Here is a 19,207-nt window from a genome sequence, read left to right as displayed (position 1 = left end):
CCGATCTTGAGTATATTCAGGCAGCCTTGACATGGAAGACGCAACCGGCCGGGTTCGTCTGGCTCGGCTTCAGTGCGCCATTGAAGCGATAGAGTGTCGAGCAGTATGAGCAGACCTTCTCGTTGTCGTCGCCCATGTCGATGAAGATATGCGGATGGTCGAAGGGCACGGATGCGCCGGTGCACATGAACTCCTTCACGCCGACTTCGATCACGCGGTGTCCGCCGTCGTTCTGGAAGTGGGGAATGTTGTGGCCGGCCATGTCTGTCTCCGAATGCTTTGAGATGTGCGCGGGGACATTATAGTCCTCCGCCTCAAATGTGTAGAGCCAAAGCGCCGCATGGCACATGGTTTTTTGGCGCAGCGAGGGTTCACCTCCGCTGCCCGATAAAATATGGTCCGGCCAAAAAGGGACGGCACTATGAATCTGAATACGCCCGCATTCTCCAGTTTCAGCCACGGCGGTCTGAAACTCGTTTATTTCGACGAAGGAGATCCCAACGGCCCACCGGTGCTGCTCATTCATGGTTTTGCTTCGACCGCCAACGTCAACTGGGTGCATCCCGGCTGGGTGAAGACGCTGGGCGATGCAGGCTATCGGGTGATCGCGATGGATAATCGCGGCCATGGAGCAAGCGACAAACCCCACGATGCCGAAGCCTACAGGCCGTGGATCATGGCGGAAGATGCCGTGGCGCTACTCGATCATCTAGGCATTTCGGAAGCCAATATCATGGGCTACTCGATGGGCGCGCGGATTTCGGTTTTCACGGCGCTTGCTCATCCGCATCGCGTGCGTTCGTTGGTGCTAGGTGGCCTTGGTATCGGGATGACGGACGGCGTCGGCGATTGGGATCCGATCGCCGATGCGCTGCTGGCGCCCTCGCTGGACGACGTCACGCATGCCCGAGGGCGCATGTTTCGCGCCTTTGCCGAGCAGACCAGGAGCGACCGGCAGGCGCTCGCTTCCTGTATCCGGGGATCGCGCGATCTCGTCGCGCGGGCCGACATGGGCCGGATCGATGCGCCCACTTTGATCGGCGTTGGAACAAAGGACGATATTGCAGGTTCGGCAGAGGAGCTGGCGGGGTTGATGCCGCATGCCCAGGCGCTGGACATTCCGGGTCGTGACCATATGTTGGCGGTGGGAGACAAGGTATTCAAGAAGGCGGTTCTAGAGTTCTACAAGAGAGTCGCTGGCTGGTGACAGCCTTCTCGCAGTGTCGTGATTACCGGAAAATCATCCTAATAAAGCATAGGACCGGCACCCATTTATGTTCTGGGCATTATGCCCTATATAATGTCGTTCCGACGGAAACGAGGAGACCTGGAATGGTCGCGAAGACTGACGTTCGTTCTTTTGAGTCATCAAACCCGCTGAAGGTCATGGATCCGATCTGGGACAGCCTGCGTGAAGAAGCGCGTGTCGCTGCCGAGAAGGATCCGGTGCTGGCGGCTTTCCTTTATTCGACGGTGATCAACCACCGTTCGCTGGAAGAATGCGTCATCCATCGTATCTGCGAACGCCTCGACCATCCCGACATACAGGCGACGCTGCTTCGCCAGGTCTTCGACGGAATGCTCGAAGATTGGCCCGAATGGAGCGATATCCTGCGCGTCGATATTCAGGCCGTCTACGACCGAGACCCCGCATGCCTGCGCTTCATGGAGGCGGTGCTGTATTTCAAGGGATTTCATGCGCTGCAGACACATCGCCTGGCCCACTGGCTGCTCAATCACGGGCGCCGGGATCTGGCCCTTTATCTTCAGAGCCGGTCGTCCAGCGTCTTCCAGACGGACATCAATCCGGCAGCGCGCATCGGCCGGGGAATATTCCTCGATCACGCCACCGGCCTCGTCGTCGGCGAAACGGCGGTGATCGGCGACAACGTCTCCATCCTGCATGGCGTCACGCTTGGCGGCACGGGCAAGGAGGGTGCTGACCGTCATCCGAAGATCGGCAGCGGTGTGCTTATCGGTGCGGGCGCGAAAATTCTCGGCAATATCCAGATCGGCTATTGCTCGCGTGTGGCGGCCGGCTCGGTCGTCCTAAAGGCCGTCCCGCCGAAGACGACGGTTGCAGGAGTGCCGGCGAAGGTGGTCGGGGAGGCGGGGTGTTCGGAACCGTCGCGCATCATGGACCAGGTGATTGGCGCCGATATCTGATCCGGTTATATTTGTCAGAACGTAAGAGCTGGCGAAGTCCTGAGGGGAAAGCCGCGGTGGATATGCCGCGGCAACCTTTACAGCCCCGCTTTTCCTGTGCAAGAAGCGGCCAATGAAGACCGCTAGGAGACCCAGTGTGAAGCCTGAAGAACTCAAGAAGCTCGACGCTTATTTCAAGAAGACGCTCAATCCGCAGATCGTCGTCAAGGCGCGCCCGCGCAAGGATGATTCTGCGGAAGTTTATCTCGGCGAAGAGTTCTTGGGTGTCGTTTATGTCGATGACGAAGATGGCGACCGTTCCTACAACTTTTCGATGGCGATCCTCGACGTCGATCTCTGATGATCCTATGGCGGGCCGCACCTTGCGGCTTGCCTTGCCGCACGCGCATCGCTCGTCCTCAACCTGCCCGGCAACTATCTCGTCGTTCCGCGCTGGATGAGTTCGTCCTCCGCCCCATTTTAGTTTCTGCGAATGCAACCGAACTAAACTGGAGGATAAGACGTGGGTATTTTCGATAAAATCAAGAACGCGATTTTCGGCGGCCAAGCGCAGGCAGCACCGGTGACCGAGGCGGCGGCAGCGCCGAAAACGGTGCCTGCGCAGACGGCGGCCGCGCCATCGGCAGCACCATCCGTAACTCCAAAGACCGCGCCGGCGACCGTCGATATCGTTCCGATTCTCGATGCTGCCGTCAAACAGAGCGGACAGAAGCTGGATTGGCGGCGCTCGATCGTCGATCTGATGAAGGCGGTCGGCATGGATGCGAGCCTTTCCGAGCGCAAGGAACTCGCTGCGGAACTCGGTTATTCGGGAGATACAGGCGATTCCGCCAAAATGAACATGTTCCTTCACAAGGCGCTCATGAAGAAGCTGTCTGAAAATGGCGGCAAGGTTCCCGCGGATCTGATGGATTGAGGCGACCTCCGCCACCTTCAACATCGTGGCTTCGCGAGTTTTTCGATGAAGCCTAAAGTTGTGGGCCCCTGATATATGTTTTGAAAATCAACTGGTGACGCACGTCGCTCTTTTCAGAGGGCGCTTTAGAAAAGCATCATGCAATCAAAGGTAGTTGTGCAATGCACAAAATCGCTTGACTATTTGTGCGACGCAGCTACCTTCCGGGTTAGCCAAACACCAAAAGGAGGAGACGTACATGTTCAACTTCGACGACACGAGCCGGAAGAGCAAGGAAGCCATGGACACGATGCTGAAGAGCTATTCCGACACGGCCAAGGGCGTCCAGGCGATCGCCACCGAAGCTGCCGAATTTTCGAAGAAATCCTTTCAGGACGCCGTCAATCATTTCGAGACGCTTTCGGGCGCCCGCAGCTTTGAAACGGTCTTCGAGTTGCAGACCGGCTTCATAAAGTCCTCCTACGAAAACTTCATCGCCGAGGCGACGAAGATGGGAGAAATGTACGCCGATCTCGCCAAGGGCGCCTACAAGCCTTACGAACCGCCAGTACCGGTTCCCTCCGCAAAGCCGCCCAAGGCTGCCCAGGTGACGCCCACAGCTGCGTAAATTGCGACGGTGCGAACAGCGCACCCCTTGAAAAACGAAGACCGGCAACGCATCTGCGGCCGGTCTTTTTTGTTTCGAGAAGCTCCTCAAGTAATCGAATGGCACTTTTTCAGTCTTTGCGTCGAGTCGTGTGGAATTGTGATTGCAGTCGCAAACAAGGGGCTTAAAATCGCTCTATTATGAACTAAGTTAGTGTTTCAGATATCCGGCGGGTAAAGCAGCCTCCCATGCACCACCGGATAGACCGAGGAATGAATGACAATGATCGCAAAGCCGATCCGGATGCAAAATGACAGCGAAAGGAACGGGGACAACGGAAATCGCGGAACCTCGGTCATCACACGCACGAAGCCGAAGACCAAGAAGCCCAATCTCTACCGCGTGCTGATTTTGAATGACGACTACACTCCCATGGAATTCGTCATCCACATCCTGGAGCGGTTTTTCCAGAAGGATCGTGAAAGTGCCACTCGCATCATGCTTCATGTCCATAATCACGGCGTCGGCGAATGCGGGATATTTACATACGAGGTAGCGGAGACGAAGGTAAGCCAGGTGATGGACTTCGCCCGTCAGCACCAGCATCCGCTGCAGTGCGTCATGGAAAAGAAGTGAGGATCTCAACGTGCCAACATTTTCGCCTAGTCTTGAGAAGGCGCTCCATCAGGCACTGACCTTTGCCAACGAGCGGCATCACGAATATGCAACGCTCGAGCATCTGCTGCTCGCCTTGATCGACGATGCCGATGCGGCAGCTGTCATGGGTGCATGCAATGTCGACCTCGACGCGCTGCGCAAGACGCTGATCGAATACGTCGACAACGAACTCTCCAATCTTGTCACCGGATATGACGAGGACTCCAAGCCCACCTCCGGCTTCCAACGCGTCATCCAGCGTGCCGTGATCCATGTTCAATCGTCCGGACGGGAAGAAGTGACGGGGGCGAATGTCCTTGTCGCGATCTTTGCCGAGCGCGAAAGCCATGCGGCCTACTTCCTGCAGGAGCAGGAAATGACCCGGTACGATGCGGTCAACTATATCTCCCACGGAATCGGCAAGCGCCCGGGCTCGTCGGAGGTTCGCACGCCCCGGGGTGCCGACGAGGAAGCCGAAAGCAAGCCGACTGCATCGCGCGGCAGCGAGGATGAAGGCGGCGCCAAGAAGCAGCAGGATGCTCTTAAGGCCTATTGCGTCAATCTCAACGAGAAGGCCAAGAGCGGCAAGATCGATCCGTTGATCGGCCGTAACTCGGAAGTCAGCCGTACGATCCAGGTGCTGTGCCGCCGCTCCAAGAACAACCCGCTATATGTGGGCGATCCGGGCGTCGGCAAGACAGCGATCGCTGAGGGCCTCGCCAAGCGCATCGTCGAAGGCAAGGTGCCCGAAGCACTCGCCGACGCCACCATCTTCTCGCTCGACATGGGCACGCTGCTTGCCGGCACGCGTTACCGTGGTGACTTCGAAGAGCGCCTGAAGCAGGTCGTCAAGGAACTCGAAGAATATCCGGGGGCCGTACTCTTCATCGACGAGATCCACACCGTCATTGGTGCGGGCGCCACATCTGGCGGCGCGATGGATGCGTCGAACCTTCTGAAGCCGGCGCTTTCGTCCGGTGCGATACGCTGCATCGGTTCGACGACCTACAAGGAATACCGCCAGTTCTTCGAGAAGGACCGGGCTCTGGTTCGCCGTTTCCAGAAGATCGATGTCAACGAGCCGTCAATCGATGATGCGATCGAAATCATGAAAGGCCTGAAGCCTTATTTCGAAGAGTACCACCACCTGCGCTACTCGAACGACGCCATCAAGTCGGCGGTCGAGCTGTCGGCACGCTATATCTCCGACCGCAAGCTGCCTGACAAGGCGATCGACGTCATCGATGAAACCGGTGCCGCTCAGATGCTTCTACCGCCATCCAGGCGCCGCAAGCTGATTACCGAAAAGGAGATCGAAGCGACGGTCGCGACCATGGCTCGCATTCCGCCAAAGAGCGTTTCCAAGGACGATGAAGCCGTTCTCGCCAACCTGGAGCAGGAACTGCGCTCGGTAGTCTACGGCCAGGATATGGCAATCGAAGCCCTTTCGACGTCGATAAAGCTGGCGCGCGCCGGGCTCCGCGAGCCGAACAAGCCGATCGGCGCCTACGTCTTCTCCGGTCCGACGGGCGTCGGCAAGACGGAAGTGGCCAAGCAGCTTGCTTCGTCGCTCGGCGTCGAGATGCTGCGCTTCGACATGTCGGAATATATGGAACGGCACACGGTTTCTCGCCTGCTCGGCGCACCTCCCGGTTATGTCGGCTTCGACCAAGGCGGCCTTTTGACCGACGGCGTCGACCAGCATCCGCATTGCGTGGTCTTGCTCGACGAGATCGAGAAGGCGCATCCGGATATCTACAATATCCTGCTGCAGGTCATGGACCATGGCGCGCTGACTGACCATAACGGCAAGAAGATCGACTTCCGCAACGTCATCTTGATTATGACGACCAATGCGGGCGCGTCGGAAATGGCCAAGGCTGCAATCGGCTTCGGCTCGTCCAAGCGCACCGGCGAGGATGAGGAGGCGCTAACCCGCCTGTTCACGCCGGAATTCCGCAACCGTCTCGACGCGATCATTCCCTTCGCGTCGCTGCCTACGGCCGTCATCCACAAAGTCGTGCAGAAGTTCATCATGCAGCTGGAGGCTCAGCTTTCTGAGCGCAACGTCACTTTCGACCTGCAGGAGGAAGCGATCGACTGGCTGGCGGAAAAGGGTTACGACGAGAAGATGGGGGCCCGCCCACTTGCCCGCGTCATCCAGGATGCGATCAAGAAGCCACTGGCGAACGAAATCCTCTTCGGCAAGCTGAAGAAGGGCGGCGTCGTCAACGTCACCGTCGGCCCGAAAGAAGACGGCAAGCCCGGCATCATCCTCGAAGCGATCCCCGAATCCGCGCCAATCAAGCCGAAGCCGGAAGCCGAAACCGTTCATCCGGAAACTGACGATGAGGATGACGGCGAGCTGAAGACGAAGGCAAAGGCCAAGAAGGTGGCGGTTAAGAAGGCGAAGGCCGAGATCAGGGACGTACCAAAGAAGGCGAGTGCTGTGCCAAAGGTCCCGCGGAGGAAATAGTCTTTTCGGATGTGGGAAGGCCGCAGCGATGCGGCCTTTCATATTACTGGGTTTTCGGGGCCGCAAGGCCGTTCCAACAGGCCAGCCTCGTTCCTGCCCTGGGCTAACCCGCCGACATCAGGACGAGGGCTTGCCGGTACTCGGGAAAAGTCGAACCGCACCGAAGCCGACAAGCCGCGACGTTGCTGTGATGGCACGCAAATGGTCAGCAGGATTTTCCGATCTCAACGGACCACTAGATCGAGAGCGTGTTAACATTCTTGAGCCTTGGCGCGATCAGCAGTCTGTGGCCGCCTGGCGGGTCGCGAGCTCGCCGAAATCCATAGGCTTGACACTTGCCTGAACCTCCACCGGACTGACTGAAGGGGCGGAAGAACCTTTCTCCCACGTCGCAGCAGTCATTTGACGGCTCTGCAAAGATCTTGAAACCTAGTTCCCAAGTTCGCCCTTTATCTTTTCTGCATTCGCGGCGAGCACGTCGCCGTCCTCCATCTTGCCGGAATGTGGCTTGAGGGCAACGCCCTCGTGGCGCGGGATGACGTGGAAGTGCAAGTGGAAGACGCTCTGGCCTGCGGCCGGTTCGTTGAATTGGCAGACCAGGACGCCGTCGGCGTCGAAGGCCTCTTTAACGGCCTTCGCGATCTTCTGGACGACGGGAATCGTCTGCGCGAGGACCGTGGGGTCGGCATCGAGAATATTGCGCGACGGCGCCTTCGGTACGACAAGGACATGGCCGGGTGCCTGCGGCATGGCGTCCATGAAGGCTACCGTATGGCTGTCCTCATAGATGCGGTGCGACGGGATCTCGCCGCGCAGGATCTTGGCGAAGATATTGCTGTCGTCGTAAGCGGCGCTGGTCATCTCGAAATCTCCTCGTTCTCCGGTGATCGGGTATCGCAGCAAAGGCGCGGGCGTCAATCCTCCTGCTGCCGTTCGCCTTTGCGGAACGGACTGTGCTCGGCGAGTATCTCGTTCATGTGCTCGACGTCCTCTCGTTCACGTTCCAGATAGTCGGCAATCGCGCGCCGCAGGCCGGCATGGGCGACATAATGCGCCGAATGTGTTGTCACCGGCAGGTAACCGCGCGCCAGCTTGTGTTCGCCTTGCGCGCCCGCCTCTACGCGCTTCAGGCCCTTGGCGAGCGCGAAGTCGACCGCCTGATGATAACAGACCTCGAAATGCAGGAAGGGATGCTCTTCGACGCAGCCCCAGTGCCGGCCGTAGAGCGTATCAGCGCCGATAAAGTTGATGGCTCCCGCGACATAGCGGCCGTTGCGCTTGGCCATCACCAACAGGACATCTTCAGGCATACGCTCGCCGATCAGCGAGTAGAACTTGCGGGTGAGGTATGGCCGTCCCCATTTGCGGCCGCCGGTATCCATGTAGAACGCGAAGAATTGGTCCCAGATTCGTTCGGTGAGATCGCTGCCGGTCAGCCAGTCGATGCTGATGCCGTTTTCGAGCGCCGTGCGTCGCTCCTTGCGCAACGCCTTGCGCTTGCGCGAGGCCAGGGTTTCGAGGAATTCCTCGTGATTGGCGTAGCCCTCGTTGATGAAATGGAACTGCTGGTCGGTCCGGTGCAGGTAGCCTTCGGTCTCAAAAACACCGATTTCGTCTTCCGGCACGAAGGTGACGTGCGCCGATGAGATGCCGAGGCGGCGGACGACTTCCTTCAGACTTTCTGCAATGGCGTTCTGGATCGGCCGCCGTTCAAGACCCTCGGCAACGAGCAAACGTGGACCGGTCGCCGGCGTGAAGGGGATCGAACATTGCAGCTTCGGGTAATACCGCCCGCCGGCTCGCTCGAACGCATCTGCCCAGCCGTGGTCGAAGACGTATTCGCCCTGGCTGTGACTCTTCAGATAACCGGGCAGAGCGCCGATCAGTTCGCCCCTTTCCGTCTCAAGCAGCAGGTGGTGGCCGAGCCAGCCGGTTTGTGCGGTGGCAGAGCTTGACTCTTCGAGCGCGGAGAGGAAGGCGTGCGACAGGAAGGGGTTATAGGCGAGCGTCTTGCCTTCCTTAGACGTTCCGGAAAGCCGGGACCAGCTTTCTGTGGAAATCGCGGTGAAGGACCGTTCGACGCGGATCGATAATTCGTCTGTCATGGAGCAAATGCGAGGCCCTTGGGAGGAGGATATTGGCTCCCCTTCAGTCTGCGCATGATCTTGTCCAAAAAGCGAGCGTCAAACCGAAACGCGGGGATCGAAACCTTCAAACGTCATCTGATCGGCATTCTCGAATGTGTGCTTGCGCGCCTTCTCGTCGCGGACAGTCCAGGTGATGACCGGGATGGCCTTGGCGCGCTGGCCGGTGATGAAGGCGTTTGGCAGATCGGCGAAGAAATAAGAGATGAAATCGAGGCCGATTTCCATAGCCCGTTCATGGTTCGCGAATTCTTCCGGCTTGTTGCCGCCGGCGGTGAGGCCGAGCGGGTAGGGCGCGTTCAAGGCTTTGAGGTCGCGCAGCAGCCAATGGTCGAAGCTCATGAGCGCGACCTTGCCGTCATAGGCTTCCAGCACGTCGACCACCGCTTCGGCAAAGCCCTCGTCGTCCGCCTCGCGGCCCTTGAGTTCGAGGATGAGCGGAACCTTGCCTTTGACGAGATCGAGCAATTGTCTGAGCGTCGGGATCTTGTCGGGCGTGCCGCCGACGGACAAAAGGCCGAGTTCCCTCGAGGTGCGCTCGCGGATATCGCCTTTTATATTGCAGAGACGTTCGAGGTTCTCGTCATGAAAGATGACCGGTACGCCATCTGATGCATAATGGAGATCGCATTCGATCGCGAACCCGGCGTCGACGGCGCGGGCAAAGGCGGTGAGCGTATTTTCCCAAATGGACTTGTTGGAGTCGTGGTAGCCGCGATGGGCGACCGGCAGTTCCTTGATCCAGGCGGCGGAGGTCATGACGCAATTTCCATGAGGGCATCTATTTCGACGGCGGCATTGAGCGGCAGCGCCGCCATGCCGACGGCGGCACGGGCATGCTTTCCCGCCTCCCCGAGGACGCCGGCGATGAGGTTCGATGCGCCGTTGATGACAAGATGCTGTTCGACGAATTCCGGGGTGGAGGAGACGAAGCCGTTGAGCTTGACGACGCGTTTGATGCGGCCGAGATCGCCGCCCAGCGCCGCCTTCGCTTGAGCGAGAATGTTGATGGCGCAAAGCTCGGCGGCGCGCTGACCGGCGGGGACGTCGACATTCCTGCCAAGATGCCCGCTCACGACGACCTTTCCGCCTTCGAGCGGAAGCTGGCCGGAAATATGGAGCATGTTGCCGTTGATCACATAGGGAACATAATTGGCAGCGGGTGCGGCCGCTTCCGGCAGAGTTATCCCCATTTCCATCAGGCGGGCCGCGATTTCATTCGACATTTTCGTCTCCGCTTTTTGTTTCAGTTCTTCAAAAAATTATGCATCGGGACTAGAATCTTGCGTATGACGGTTTCGAGCCTCGATTTGGCCGAAAGCGTTCTTATAACATCGCGGCCGAGTCCAACAGGAGATAATGGATGTTCCGACCGAGTCTTGCCGCCCTTCTTCTTGCCGGCGTCGCAACGGGTGCCTGGGCGGCCGCGCCTGCCTCCGGCGCTGCGATCGCCTCCGGTCTTGTCGCCCACCGGGCGATCTACGATCTCGAACTGAAGGACGCAACCGAGCGCTCTGGCATTGCCGGCATGTACGGGCGCATGGTCTACGAGTTCAACGGCAACTATTGCGACGGCTTCACCACCAATTTCCGCTTCGTGACGCAGATCAACACCGGCGACAGCACCCGCGTCAGCGACCAGCAGACGAAGACTTTCGAGAACGTGAAGGATCGCCGCTTCACGTTCGAAACGAAGTCTTTCACGGACGATCAACTCGACAAGGAAGTCAACGGCGAGGCAAACGACAAGCCCGACGGCGTGACAGTCGATCTGACGCGCCCTCAGAGTAAAGAATTGCAACTCGCAGAAAGCCGCTTCCCGACCGAGCACATGCTCGACGTGATCGAGAATGCCAAGGCAGGCAGGCGCTTTTTTGAAGCCCGCGTCTTCGATGGCTCGGATGACGGGGACAAGCCCCTGGCGACGACGACCGTGGTCGGCAAGCAGATGACGCCGGTTGCCGGCGACGAGGCGGATGCGGGCAATGCCGGCGCATTTTCCAAGACGGCCGTCTGGCCGGTGACGATTTCCTATTTCAACGAGAATACGAAATCGGACGCTCTCCCGGTCTATCGCATGTCCTTCAAGCTCTATGAGAACGGCATTACGCGCGATCTCACCATGGATTATGGTGATTTCGTTCTGACCGGCAGGCTCGCGAAGCTGGAAATGCTGGATAAGAAGGCCGACACCTGCAAGTGACCGCTGGCGGCATTGTGGCGCATCTTGGACAACGAGATATGCCCTTTTTCTCTTTTTTGGGTGCATAATGGAAGTGCAGGACAGACATTGTCCTGCCCGAGTCTGCCGCCGTTGACGGGGCAGTGCCGATAGGGGGTGGGATAATGAAGAACTTGTCACGGATTGCACGTTTGGGTCTTGCGGTCGCACTCGTTGGTGCCGCAGCCGCGTTATCGGGCAGTCATGTGATGGCCGCCGATTGCCATGACAGGCCCAACGCTGGCGTCGACTGGAGCGAATGTACGAAGAAGAACCTGATGCTTGAAGGCAGTGACTTCGAAAAAGCTAGTCTCGCAGGCACGGATCTGTCGCAGACCAGCCTCAAGAATGCGAACCTTGCCTCGGCAAACCTCGAGAAAGCGACCCTGATACGCGCTTGGCTCGAAGGCGCAAAGGCCGATGGGGCGAGGTTCGACAAGATCGAGGCCTATCGGGTTGTGTTCCAGAATGCGTCGGCGCAGCGCGCTTCTTTCATCAGCGCTGAGCTGCAGCGCGCAGATTTCACTGGCGCACAGCTTTCGGGTGCGAACTTCGAAAAGGCCGAGCTGGGACGCGCAACTTTTGAAACGGCCGTATTGACCGGAGCCAGGTTTGCGCTTGCCAATCTCTCCCGCGCCGACCTCAGCGGCGCGAGCTTCGATGGTTCGATCGATTTCGATCGCGCCTTCATGTTTCTGACCAGAATAGAGGGGCTCGATCTCTCCGCTGCAACAGGGCTTCAGCAGTCACAGATCGAACTGGCCTGCGGCGACACGTCGACCAAGCTTCCTTCCGGTCTCACGACGCCGAAGAACTGGCCCTGCGCGACGGACTGAGCGGGCTCGCTACGCGGCAATGAAATCAATGTCCAGCGAGAGGCGCCGGCATGAATTTCACATTTGCGATTGGCGACATCCATGGCTGCCTGGAGCCGTTGAGAGAGATGCTTGATCGCATCGGGACATACGCACGCGAAGGCACGGTGGTTTTCATCGGCGACTATATCGACCGCGGCCCGGACAGCAAGAAAGTGATCGATCTCCTGATGAACGGATCGGGCAGAAAATCCTGGCAATGGGTATGCCTGAAGGGAAACCATGAGGATATGATGGTGCGTGCCTGGGCTGACGATGACGAGCGTATCTGGTGGTTGGAAAACGGCGGTTTTGAAACGGAACTTTCCTATGGGGGCAAAGTGGCCGCAAGCCATCTGCTGTGGGCAAGTCAGCTGTCGATGATGTATGCCGATAGACACCGCATCTTTGTCCATGCGGGCGTTGTTCCGGATTTGCCGCTGGAGATGCAAGCCTCCCAAGACCTGCTCTGGCTTCGGGTTCCCGACGATTATTCAGCGGACTATTGGGGAAAACACCTGTGTCATGGACACACGCCGTCGGACGCGAATCCGCGGACCGTCGGCAACCGTACGAACATCGACAGCGGATGTGTGTTCGGCGGTCCGCTTTCCTGCGCCGTGTTTGAAGATTCGCTGGCCGGCGGGCCGGTCGAGTTTATCCAGGTGCGGGCCTAGGGGCAGTCATGGCGGTTTTTTTCAGCGCACGCCTTGCATTTTCGGCGGATCGACGGTAAGGGCAGCCGCATTCCACACGTAAGGCATGGGATGGTCCGGGAGAAATCCGGATTATTCCGCCGGTGGCATCTTCGACGAGGATGCTGTTCGCCTTGCGGAGGTTCAACCGGAAAAGGAGTCAAAGGCATGGCATTGCCTGATTTTTCTATGCGCCAGCTTCTGGAAGCTGGTGTTCACTTCGGCCACCAGACCCATCGCTGGAACCCGAAGATGAAGCCGTACATTTTCGGCGATCGTAACAACATCCACATCATCGATCTGGCTCAGACCGTTCCGATGCTTTCGCGCGCCCTGCAGGTTGTCAGCGACACCGTTGCCCGTGGCGGTCGCGTTCTCTTCGTCGGTACCAAGCGTCAGGCCTCCGAGCTCATCGCTGACTCCGCCAAGCGTTCCGCCCAGTACTACGTCAATTCACGCTGGCTCGGCGGCATGATGACGAACTGGAAGACGATCTCCAACTCCATCCAGCGTCTGCGCAAGCTCGACGAAATCCTTTCCAACGAGGCCCAGGGCTTCACAAAGAAGGAACGTTTGAACCTCGAGCGCGAGCGCGAGAAGCTCGACAAGGCTCTTGGTGGTATCAAGGACATGGGCGGTACACCGGACCTGATGTTCATCATCGACACCAACAAGGAAAAGATCGCGATCGACGAAGCCAAGCGCCTTGGGATCCCGGTCGTCGCAATCATCGACTCGAACTGCGATCCCGACCTGATCGATTATCCGATTCCGGGCAACGACGACGCCTCGCGCGCCATCGCTCTCTACTGCGACCTGATCTCCCGCGCCGCTATCGACGGTATCGCCCGTCAGCAGAGCGCATCGGGCCGCGACCTTGGCGCTTCCGTTGAAGCTCCGATCGAGCCGACGCTCGACGAGGCTCAAGCCTGATAAACTGGCGGGCGGACCTTCAGGTCCGTCCAGCTTGACTGGGTTGGGAAAGGCCGCGCGAGACTTTGCGAAGCTCCGGCGGCCTTGACCTTTTTAGGGCGGTAGGTTCAGGCCGGACCGCCCGACGAATTCTGCTATGACGCGTCTTCATCACGCTGTCATACATAAAGGTACATTTCGTGCCTCAATCCGGTGGCGCAGATCATTTTGCGGACACCGTAAACCGACAAGAGGAAGCTTATGACCGAGATTACGGCTGCAATGGTGAAGGAACTGCGCGAAAAGACCGGCGCAGGCATGATGGACTGCAAGAAGGCTCTAGCTGAAACCAATGGCGACATGGAAGCGGCGATCGACTGGCTGCGCGCCAAGGGCATCGCCAAGGCTGACAAGAAGTCGGGCCGCACTGCCGCCGAAGGTCTCGTCGGTGTTGCTAGCGAAGGCACCAAGGCCGTCGTGGTCGAAGTCAACTCCGAAACCGACTTCGTTGCCCGTAACGACGCCTTCCAGGATATCGTCCGGGGCATTGCGAAGGTTGCCGTTTCGACCAACGGTTCTGTCGAGGCCGTTGCTGCTGCGACCTATCCGGCTTCGGGCAAGTCCGTTGCTGACACGATCAAGGACGCGATCGCCACCATCGGCGAAAACATGAACCTGCGCCGCTCGGTTGCGCTCTCTGTCGAGGACGGCGTCGTGGCCACCTACATCCACAACGCCGTTTCCGACGGCCTCGGCAAGCTGGGCGTTCTGGTTGCGTTGAAGTCGACGGGCAACAAGGAGGCGCTGAACGCCATCGGCCGCCAGATCGCCATGCATATCGCTGCGACCTCGCCGCTCGCCATCCGTCCCGAAGAAGTCGACGCCGCTGTCGCCGAGCGCGAACGCAACGTCTTCATCGAGCAGTCGCGTGCTTCCGGCAAGCCGGACAACATCATCGAAAAGATGGTTGAAGGCCGCATGCGCAAGTTCTTCGAAGAAGTCGCGCTGGTTTCCCAGGCTTTCGTCATCAATCCGGACCTGACCGTCGGTGCCGCACTCAAGGAAGCTGAAAAGACCGTGGGTGCGCCGATCGAGATCACCGGCATGGCGCGCCTGCTGCTCGGCGAAGGCGTCGAGAAGGAAGAAACCGACTTCGCGGCCGAAGTCGCAGCTGCCGCCAAGGGCTGATATAACCTCATATAATGTGAAAACGGCAGGGCATCGCGTGACAACGCGGTGCCCTTCGTGTATCCGGCAATCATGCCAACATACGAGGAGCCAAGATGTCGTCAGAGCCTGTCTATAAACGCGTTCTACTGAAGGCTTCCGGCGAAGCACTCATGGGCAGCCAGGGATTCGGTATCGACGTTGCGGTAGCCGACCGCATCGCATCGGATATCGCCGAAGCCCGTCAGATGGGCGTCGAAGTCGGTGTCGTCGTCGGCGGCGGCAATATCTTCCGCGGCGTGGCCGTCGCCTCCAAGGGAGGCGACCGTGTGACGGGCGACCACATGGGCATGCTCGGTACGGTGATCAACGCGCTGGCGCTTGCGACGTCGTTGCGCAAGCTGAACATCGATACGGTCGTGCTTTCGGCCATCTCCATGCCGGAGCTTTGCGAGAGCTTCTCGCAGCGCGCGACGCTCTACCATCTGTCGATGGGCCGTGTGGTCATCTTCGCCGGCGGCACCGGCAATCCGTTTTTTACAACCGATTCTGCCGCAGCGCTTCGGGCCGCCGAAATGGGCGCCGAGGCGATCTTCAAGGGCACCCAGGTGGACGGAATCTATTCCGCCGACCCGAAGAAGGATCCGTTTGCGACGCGTTTCGACCGGCTGACGCACCAGGAAGTACTCGACAAGGGGCTTGCCGTGATGGACGTCGCGGCTGTCGCCCTCGCACGCGAAAATTCCATTCCGATCATCGTCTTCTCGATCCACGAGAAAGGCGGTTTTGCTGAAATCTTGACGGGCGGTGGCCTCAAGACCATCGTATCGGACAACTGATTGAGAGACAGCGCTGCGAGGGCTGCGCTTCTTCGACTGACAGGAGTATTGAGCATGACTGAAGCTACAGACATCAAGGAACTGAAGCGCCGTATGGACGGCGCCATTTCCGCATTCAAACACGATATCGCATCGCTGCGTACCGGCCGCGCCTCGGCCAACATCCTGGACCCGGTGACGGTTGAAGCCTATGGTTCGCGCGTGCCGCTCAATCAGGTCGCCAACATCACTGTGCCTGAGCCGCGCATGCTTTCGGTGTCTGTGTGGGATAAGTCGATGGTGAGCGCCACGGAACGTGCGATCCGCGAGTCGAATCTCGGACTGAACCCGATCGTCGATGGCCAGAACCTGCGCATTCCGTTGCCGGAACTCAACGAAGAGCGTCGCAAGTCGCTGGTGAAGGTCGCGCATGACTACGCCGAAAAAAGCAAGGTTGCGATCCGCCATGTGCGCCGCGATGGCATGGACGGCCTTAAGAAAGCCGAAAAGGACGGCGTCATAAGCCAGGACGAAAGCCGGGCGCAATCAGATCGTGTGCAGAAGATGACGGATGAGATGATTTCCGAAATCGATCGCTTGCTTGCCGACAAGGAAAAGGAAATCATGCAGGTCTAGGGCTTTGCCTGCGCCCCTGGAGACCGGACGGGAAATGTCGGAACCAGTATTCTTGAGTATGCCAGAACATGTTGCCATCATCATGGATGGCAACGGCCGTTGGGCAAAGCAGCGAGGGCTGCCGCGCGCAATGGGTCACCGCAAAGGTGTGGAAGCTGTTCGCGAGACCGTGCGCGCCGCAGGCGATGCCGGCATCAAGTACCTCACGCTCTTTGCCTTTTCTTCGGAGAACTGGCGCCGGCCGGAAGCGGAGGTCTCGGACCTCATGGGATTGCTCAAGGCCTTCATCCGGCGCGACCTCGCCGAACTGCATGCGCAAAATGTGCGCATCAGGATCATCGGCGACCGGCATAGTCTTCGCAGTGATATCCTCAACCTCCTGCTCGAAGCCGAGGAGACGACGCGGGACAATACCGCGTTGACGCTGGTCATCGCCTTCAACTACGGCTCGCGCGACGAAATTGCCAGAGCCATGGCGAGCATCGCCCAGGATGTCGAGGCCGGGCGGTTGCGAGTGCAGGAGATCACACCCGAGCTCATCAATGCTAGGCTGGATACGGCCGGCATTCCCGATCCCGATCTTATCATTCGCACCAGCGGCGAGGAGCGCCTTTCGAACTTCCTTTTATGGCAGGCCGCTTATTCCGAGTTCGTCTTCGTGCCGGAATTCTGGCCGGATTTCGGCCGCGAGCTCTTTTATGCCGCGCTCGAGAAGTTCGCGGCACGCGACCGCCGATTCGGCGGCCTGTCGCCGCAGGCCGCGGCAGTAGGCACCTGAGGGATGCAGCAGGAACTGAAACTCCGCATTATCTCCGGCGTTGTTCTGGCGATCATCGCGCTCGCGGCGACCTGGTACGGCGGCTTTGCCTTCCGCCTGCTCTCGGTCGTGATTGGCCTGCTTATCTACTATGAGTGGTCGACGATCACGCGGCTGCAAACCGAACAGCCCGTCGCAAACGCTGCAGGCTGGGTGGGGCAGGTGGCCATCGCGGCGGCAATCCTGCTTGGACGCTTCGATTTTGCATTGAGCCTGCTTGTCTTCTTTCTTGCGATTGCTATCGGCTTCGTGGCGGCGCAGAGCGCCAGCCGCTGGTTTCCGGCAGGCATCGTCTATGCCGGGTTGACCGGCATCGCGCTTGCCGAAATCCGGGGCGGGGATGCTGCAGGGCTGCAAGCCATGCTTTTTGTCTTCGCAGTGGTCTGGGCAACCGATATCCTTGCCTATTTCGTCGGCCGAGCAGTCGGTGGACCAAAGCTCGCACCGAAGATCTCGCCGGGAAAGACCCAATCTGGTGCTTTGGGCGGCGCAGTTTCGGCTGTGGTTGCGGGCAGTGTGATCGCCTATTTCCTCATTCCCGAGGCTGACTGGCTGATGGCGGCGGCCGTCGCCTTCATTCTTTCCGTCTGCAGCCAGGCAGGCGATCTCTTCGAATCCTTCATCAAGCGGCGCTTCGGCGTGAAGGATTCCAGCCATCTCATTCCGGGACACGGTGGGGTGATGGATCGCGTCGACGGGCTGATATTCGCTTGTTTTGCAGCCTTCTTGCTCGCGACATTATTTTCCCTGATAAAGGGTGACGGCATGGCGCCACTGGGCGCCGCTTTGTTCGGGTTATGATATCTGCGCTGGGCGCAGCGGAAGGATTTATGGAAGGCATGACCGGTATATTCGGCTTTCTGACGGGCTATATCATCCCGTTCGTTCTGGTCCTCTCGTTGCTCGTTTTCGTGCACGAGATGGGCCACTATCTGGTCGGCCGCTGGAGCGGCATCCGCGTGCTCGCTTTTTCTGTCGGCTTTGGACCAGAACTTGCGGGCTTTACCGATCGGCATGGAACGCGCTGGAAGATTTCGGCGATCCCGCTTGGTGGCTATGTACGCTTCTTCGGCGACGAGGATGCTTCGAGCAAGCCGGACATGGATAAGCTCGAATCGATGTCGGAAGCAGATAGGGCGCGCTCATTTGCCGGCGCGAAGCTCTGGAAGCGGGCAGCGACGGTGGCGGCAGGTCCCATCGCCAACTTTCTGCTTGCGATCATAATCTTTGCGGTTCTGTTCTCGATCTACGGCCGCTCGATCGCCGATCCGGTCGTCGCCGAAGTGAAGCCGGAGAGCGCTGCCGCCGAAGCAGGAATCCTGCCCGGTGACCTGCTGATAGCCATCGACGGCGGGAAAGTCGATACGTTCGACGATGTGCGCCGCTATGTAAGCGTTCGCCCGGAACAAAGGATCGTCGTTACCATCGAGCGGAACGGCGAGAAGATGGATCTGCCGATGGTGCCGAAGCGCACCGACATGACGGACCAGTTCGGCAACAAGATGGAGATCGGCCTGATCGGCATCGTGACGAACCAGGAGGTCGGCCATTTCCGCGTGCAGACATATACGCCGCTTGCAGCCCTGGAGGAAGGCTGCGTTCAAACCTGGCATATCGTCACCGGGACTTTCAAATATATCGGCAATCTTTTCGCGGGCTACATGAAGCCCGATCAGCTCGGCGGGCCGATCCGTGTGGCCCAGGCGTCCGGCCAGATGGCAACGCTCGGTGTTGCAGCCCTGCTTCAGCTTGCCGCGGTGTTGTCCGTTTCCATCGGATTACTGAATTTGATGCCTGTTCCGGTACTTGATGGCGGGCATTTGATGTTCTATGCGATTGAGGCGGTGAGGGGAAAACCCTTGGGGGCGTCGGCCCAGGAAATTGCATTTCGTATTGGTCTGGCTATGGTCCTTTCACTGATGGTTTTTGCGACCTGGAATGACATCAGCGCGTTGATAGGTTAATGCGCCGGGTGAGGGGAAATTACCGTTTATTTACGATGTTTCAAAGCTGTAGTGGCGAATGGGTCACGCTTCGAAATGAAGTAAACAGAAATTAACTTGCTGCCTTGCTTGTAGGGCAAAAGCGGGTAAAACGACACACGTGCCGGAATCGGGTTCGCCTGGCGACGGGGACGAGAAA

The 19,207-nt window shown here is 58.8% G+C and carries 22 protein-coding genes; 17 read left to right on the top strand and 5 right to left on the bottom strand.

Going from position 1 to position 19,207, the window contains the following annotated elements:
* Positions 1-16: 16 nt before the first annotated feature.
* Complete coding sequence (locus EV130_RS26900; RefSeq protein ID WP_028739675.1) at positions 17-262, bottom strand: zinc-finger domain-containing protein; 246 nt, start codon at positions 260-262, stop codon at positions 17-19.
* 159 nt (positions 263-421) lie between these two features.
* On the opposite strand from EV130_RS26900, the gene EV130_RS26895 reads away from it, so the two are divergent.
* The 7 genes from EV130_RS26895 (at position 422) to clpA (ending at position 6,801) form a co-directional block, all read left to right on the top strand.
* Positions 422-1,207, top strand: a complete 786-nt coding sequence (locus tag EV130_RS26895; RefSeq protein WP_132662237.1) for an alpha/beta fold hydrolase — start codon at positions 422-424, stop codon at positions 1,205-1,207.
* Between the two features lie 125 nt (positions 1,208-1,332).
* Entirely contained in the window at positions 1,333-2,166 is an 834-nt protein-coding gene (gene cysE / locus EV130_RS26890; protein ID WP_074061165.1) for a serine O-acetyltransferase, read from the top strand.
* Between the two features lie 136 nt (positions 2,167-2,302).
* Positions 2,303-2,506, top strand: coding sequence for a DUF3126 family protein (locus EV130_RS26885; protein ID WP_022715471.1), 204 nt, complete (start codon positions 2,303-2,305; stop codon positions 2,504-2,506).
* Between the two features lie 162 nt (positions 2,507-2,668).
* Positions 2,669-3,082 (top strand): DUF3597 domain-containing protein, encoded by a 414-nt coding sequence (locus tag EV130_RS26880; protein WP_132662235.1) that lies wholly within the window; start codon positions 2,669-2,671, stop codon positions 3,080-3,082.
* Positions 3,083-3,320: 238 nt separating this feature from the next.
* Entirely contained in the window at positions 3,321-3,689 is a 369-nt protein-coding gene (locus tag EV130_RS26875; protein ID WP_074061167.1) for a phasin family protein, read from the top strand.
* A gap of 261 nt (positions 3,690-3,950) precedes the next feature.
* Positions 3,951-4,304 carry an ATP-dependent Clp protease adapter ClpS gene (gene clpS / locus EV130_RS26870; protein ID WP_027509391.1) on the top strand — a complete coding sequence of 118 codons (354 nt, stop codon included), beginning with the start codon at positions 3,951-3,953 and terminating at the stop codon, positions 4,302-4,304.
* A gap of 10 nt (positions 4,305-4,314) precedes the next feature.
* Positions 4,315-6,801 carry an ATP-dependent Clp protease ATP-binding subunit ClpA gene (gene clpA, locus EV130_RS26865; protein ID WP_132662233.1) on the top strand — a complete coding sequence of 829 codons (2,487 nt, stop codon included), beginning with the start codon at positions 4,315-4,317 and terminating at the stop codon, positions 6,799-6,801.
* 429 nt (positions 6,802-7,230) lie between these two features.
* On the opposite strand, the gene EV130_RS26860 is transcribed toward clpA, so the two are convergent.
* The 4 genes from EV130_RS26860 to EV130_RS26845 form a co-directional block, all read right to left on the bottom strand.
* Entirely contained in the window at positions 7,231-7,662 is a 432-nt protein-coding gene (locus tag EV130_RS26860; protein WP_074061169.1) for an HIT family protein, read from the bottom strand.
* Positions 7,663-7,715: 53 nt separating this feature from the next.
* Complete coding sequence (locus EV130_RS26855; RefSeq protein ID WP_132662231.1) at positions 7,716-8,906, bottom strand: GNAT family N-acetyltransferase; 1,191 nt, start codon at positions 8,904-8,906, stop codon at positions 7,716-7,718.
* Between the two features lie 78 nt (positions 8,907-8,984).
* Complete coding sequence (locus EV130_RS26850; RefSeq protein WP_074061171.1) at positions 8,985-9,704, bottom strand: glycerophosphodiester phosphodiesterase; 720 nt, start codon at positions 9,702-9,704, stop codon at positions 8,985-8,987.
* Positions 9,701-10,171 carry a RidA family protein gene (locus tag EV130_RS26845; protein WP_074061172.1) on the bottom strand — a complete coding sequence of 157 codons (471 nt, stop codon included), beginning with the start codon at positions 10,169-10,171 and terminating at the stop codon, positions 9,701-9,703. Before EV130_RS26845 ends, EV130_RS26850 begins: the two co-directional genes overlap by 4 nt.
* A 137-nt stretch (positions 10,172-10,308) precedes the next feature.
* Here EV130_RS26845 and EV130_RS26840 point away from each other — a divergent pair, with 137 nt between their 5' ends.
* From EV130_RS26840 to rseP, 10 genes are all read left to right on the top strand, one after another.
* On the top strand, positions 10,309-11,148 hold the full coding sequence (locus EV130_RS26840; protein ID WP_074061173.1) for a cell envelope integrity EipB family protein: 840 nt from the start codon (positions 10,309-10,311) through the stop codon (positions 11,146-11,148).
* Positions 11,149-11,291: 143 nt separating this feature from the next.
* Positions 11,292-12,002 carry a pentapeptide repeat-containing protein gene (locus EV130_RS26835; RefSeq protein WP_074061174.1) on the top strand — a complete coding sequence of 237 codons (711 nt, stop codon included), beginning with the start codon at positions 11,292-11,294 and terminating at the stop codon, positions 12,000-12,002.
* A 50-nt stretch (positions 12,003-12,052) separates the two neighbouring features.
* Positions 12,053-12,697, top strand: coding sequence for a metallophosphoesterase family protein (locus tag EV130_RS26830; protein WP_074061175.1), 645 nt, complete (start codon positions 12,053-12,055; stop codon positions 12,695-12,697).
* 186 nt (positions 12,698-12,883) lie between these two features.
* Positions 12,884-13,648: a 30S ribosomal protein S2 gene (gene rpsB, locus EV130_RS26825; protein ID WP_022715483.1), complete on the top strand. Its 765-nt coding sequence runs from the start codon at positions 12,884-12,886 to the stop codon at positions 13,646-13,648.
* A gap of 240 nt (positions 13,649-13,888) precedes the next feature.
* Complete coding sequence (gene tsf / locus EV130_RS26820) at positions 13,889-14,815, top strand: translation elongation factor Ts (protein ID WP_074061176.1); 927 nt, start codon at positions 13,889-13,891, stop codon at positions 14,813-14,815.
* Positions 14,816-14,910: 95 nt separating this feature from the next.
* Complete coding sequence (gene pyrH, locus EV130_RS26815; RefSeq protein ID WP_027509403.1) at positions 14,911-15,633, top strand: UMP kinase; 723 nt, start codon at positions 14,911-14,913, stop codon at positions 15,631-15,633.
* 54 nt (positions 15,634-15,687) lie between these two features.
* The gene (frr, locus tag EV130_RS26810; protein WP_074061177.1) at positions 15,688-16,248 is read left to right on the top strand and encodes a ribosome recycling factor; all 561 of its coding nucleotides are present in this window, start codon (positions 15,688-15,690) and stop codon (positions 16,246-16,248) included.
* Positions 16,249-16,282: 34 nt separating this feature from the next.
* Positions 16,283-17,026, top strand: a complete 744-nt coding sequence (locus EV130_RS26805; RefSeq protein ID WP_074061178.1) for an isoprenyl transferase — start codon at positions 16,283-16,285, stop codon at positions 17,024-17,026.
* Between the two features lie 3 nt (positions 17,027-17,029).
* Entirely contained in the window at positions 17,030-17,866 is an 837-nt protein-coding gene (locus tag EV130_RS26800; protein WP_074061179.1) for a phosphatidate cytidylyltransferase, read from the top strand.
* Positions 17,867-17,895: 29 nt separating this feature from the next.
* Positions 17,896-19,029: an RIP metalloprotease RseP gene (gene rseP, locus EV130_RS26795; protein WP_074061180.1), complete on the top strand. Its 1,134-nt coding sequence runs from the start codon at positions 17,896-17,898 to the stop codon at positions 19,027-19,029.
* Positions 19,030-19,207: the final 178 nt, after the last annotated feature.

The sequence above is a fragment of the Rhizobium azibense genome, from assembly GCF_004342325.1.
Lineage (GTDB): Bacteria > Pseudomonadota > Alphaproteobacteria > Rhizobiales > Rhizobiaceae > Rhizobium > Rhizobium etli_B.
Note: the sequence above shows the minus strand (reverse complement) of the source record. Positions and strands in the feature narration are given on the sequence as shown.

Bases quoted from the DNA above. Each gene is read 5' to 3' on its own strand.
- EV130_RS26900 (WP_028739675.1), bottom strand. From the start codon at position 262: ATGGCCGGCCACAACATTCCCCACTTCCAGAACGACGGCGGACACCGC.
- EV130_RS26895 (WP_132662237.1), top strand. From the start codon at position 422: ATGAATCTGAATACGCCCGCATTCTCCAGTTTCAGCCACGGCGGTCTG.
- cysE (WP_074061165.1), top strand. From the start codon at position 1,333: ATGGTCGCGAAGACTGACGTTCGTTCTTTTGAGTCATCAAACCCGCTG.
- EV130_RS26875 (WP_074061167.1), top strand. From the start codon at position 3,321: ATGTTCAACTTCGACGACACGAGCCGGAAGAGCAAGGAAGCCATGGAC.
- clpS (WP_027509391.1), top strand. From the start codon at position 3,951: ATGATCGCAAAGCCGATCCGGATGCAAAATGACAGCGAAAGGAACGGG.
- EV130_RS26860 (WP_074061169.1), bottom strand. From the start codon at position 7,662: ATGACCAGCGCCGCTTACGACGACAGCAATATCTTCGCCAAGATCCTG.
- EV130_RS26855 (WP_132662231.1), bottom strand. From the start codon at position 8,906: ATGACAGACGAATTATCGATCCGCGTCGAACGGTCCTTCACCGCGATT.
- EV130_RS26850 (WP_074061171.1), bottom strand. From the start codon at position 9,704: ATGACCTCCGCCGCCTGGATCAAGGAACTGCCGGTCGCCCATCGCGGC.
- EV130_RS26845 (WP_074061172.1), bottom strand. From the start codon at position 10,171: ATGTCGAATGAAATCGCGGCCCGCCTGATGGAAATGGGGATAACTCTG.
- EV130_RS26840 (WP_074061173.1), top strand. From the start codon at position 10,309: ATGTTCCGACCGAGTCTTGCCGCCCTTCTTCTTGCCGGCGTCGCAACG.
- EV130_RS26835 (WP_074061174.1), top strand. From the start codon at position 11,292: ATGAAGAACTTGTCACGGATTGCACGTTTGGGTCTTGCGGTCGCACTC.
- EV130_RS26830 (WP_074061175.1), top strand. From the start codon at position 12,053: ATGAATTTCACATTTGCGATTGGCGACATCCATGGCTGCCTGGAGCCG.
- rpsB (WP_022715483.1), top strand. From the start codon at position 12,884: ATGGCATTGCCTGATTTTTCTATGCGCCAGCTTCTGGAAGCTGGTGTT.
- tsf (WP_074061176.1), top strand. From the start codon at position 13,889: ATGACCGAGATTACGGCTGCAATGGTGAAGGAACTGCGCGAAAAGACC.
- pyrH (WP_027509403.1), top strand. From the start codon at position 14,911: ATGTCGTCAGAGCCTGTCTATAAACGCGTTCTACTGAAGGCTTCCGGC.
- frr (WP_074061177.1), top strand. From the start codon at position 15,688: ATGACTGAAGCTACAGACATCAAGGAACTGAAGCGCCGTATGGACGGC.
- EV130_RS26805 (WP_074061178.1), top strand. From the start codon at position 16,283: ATGTCGGAACCAGTATTCTTGAGTATGCCAGAACATGTTGCCATCATC.
- EV130_RS26800 (WP_074061179.1), top strand. From the start codon at position 17,030: ATGCAGCAGGAACTGAAACTCCGCATTATCTCCGGCGTTGTTCTGGCG.
- rseP (WP_074061180.1), top strand. From the start codon at position 17,896: ATGGAAGGCATGACCGGTATATTCGGCTTTCTGACGGGCTATATCATC.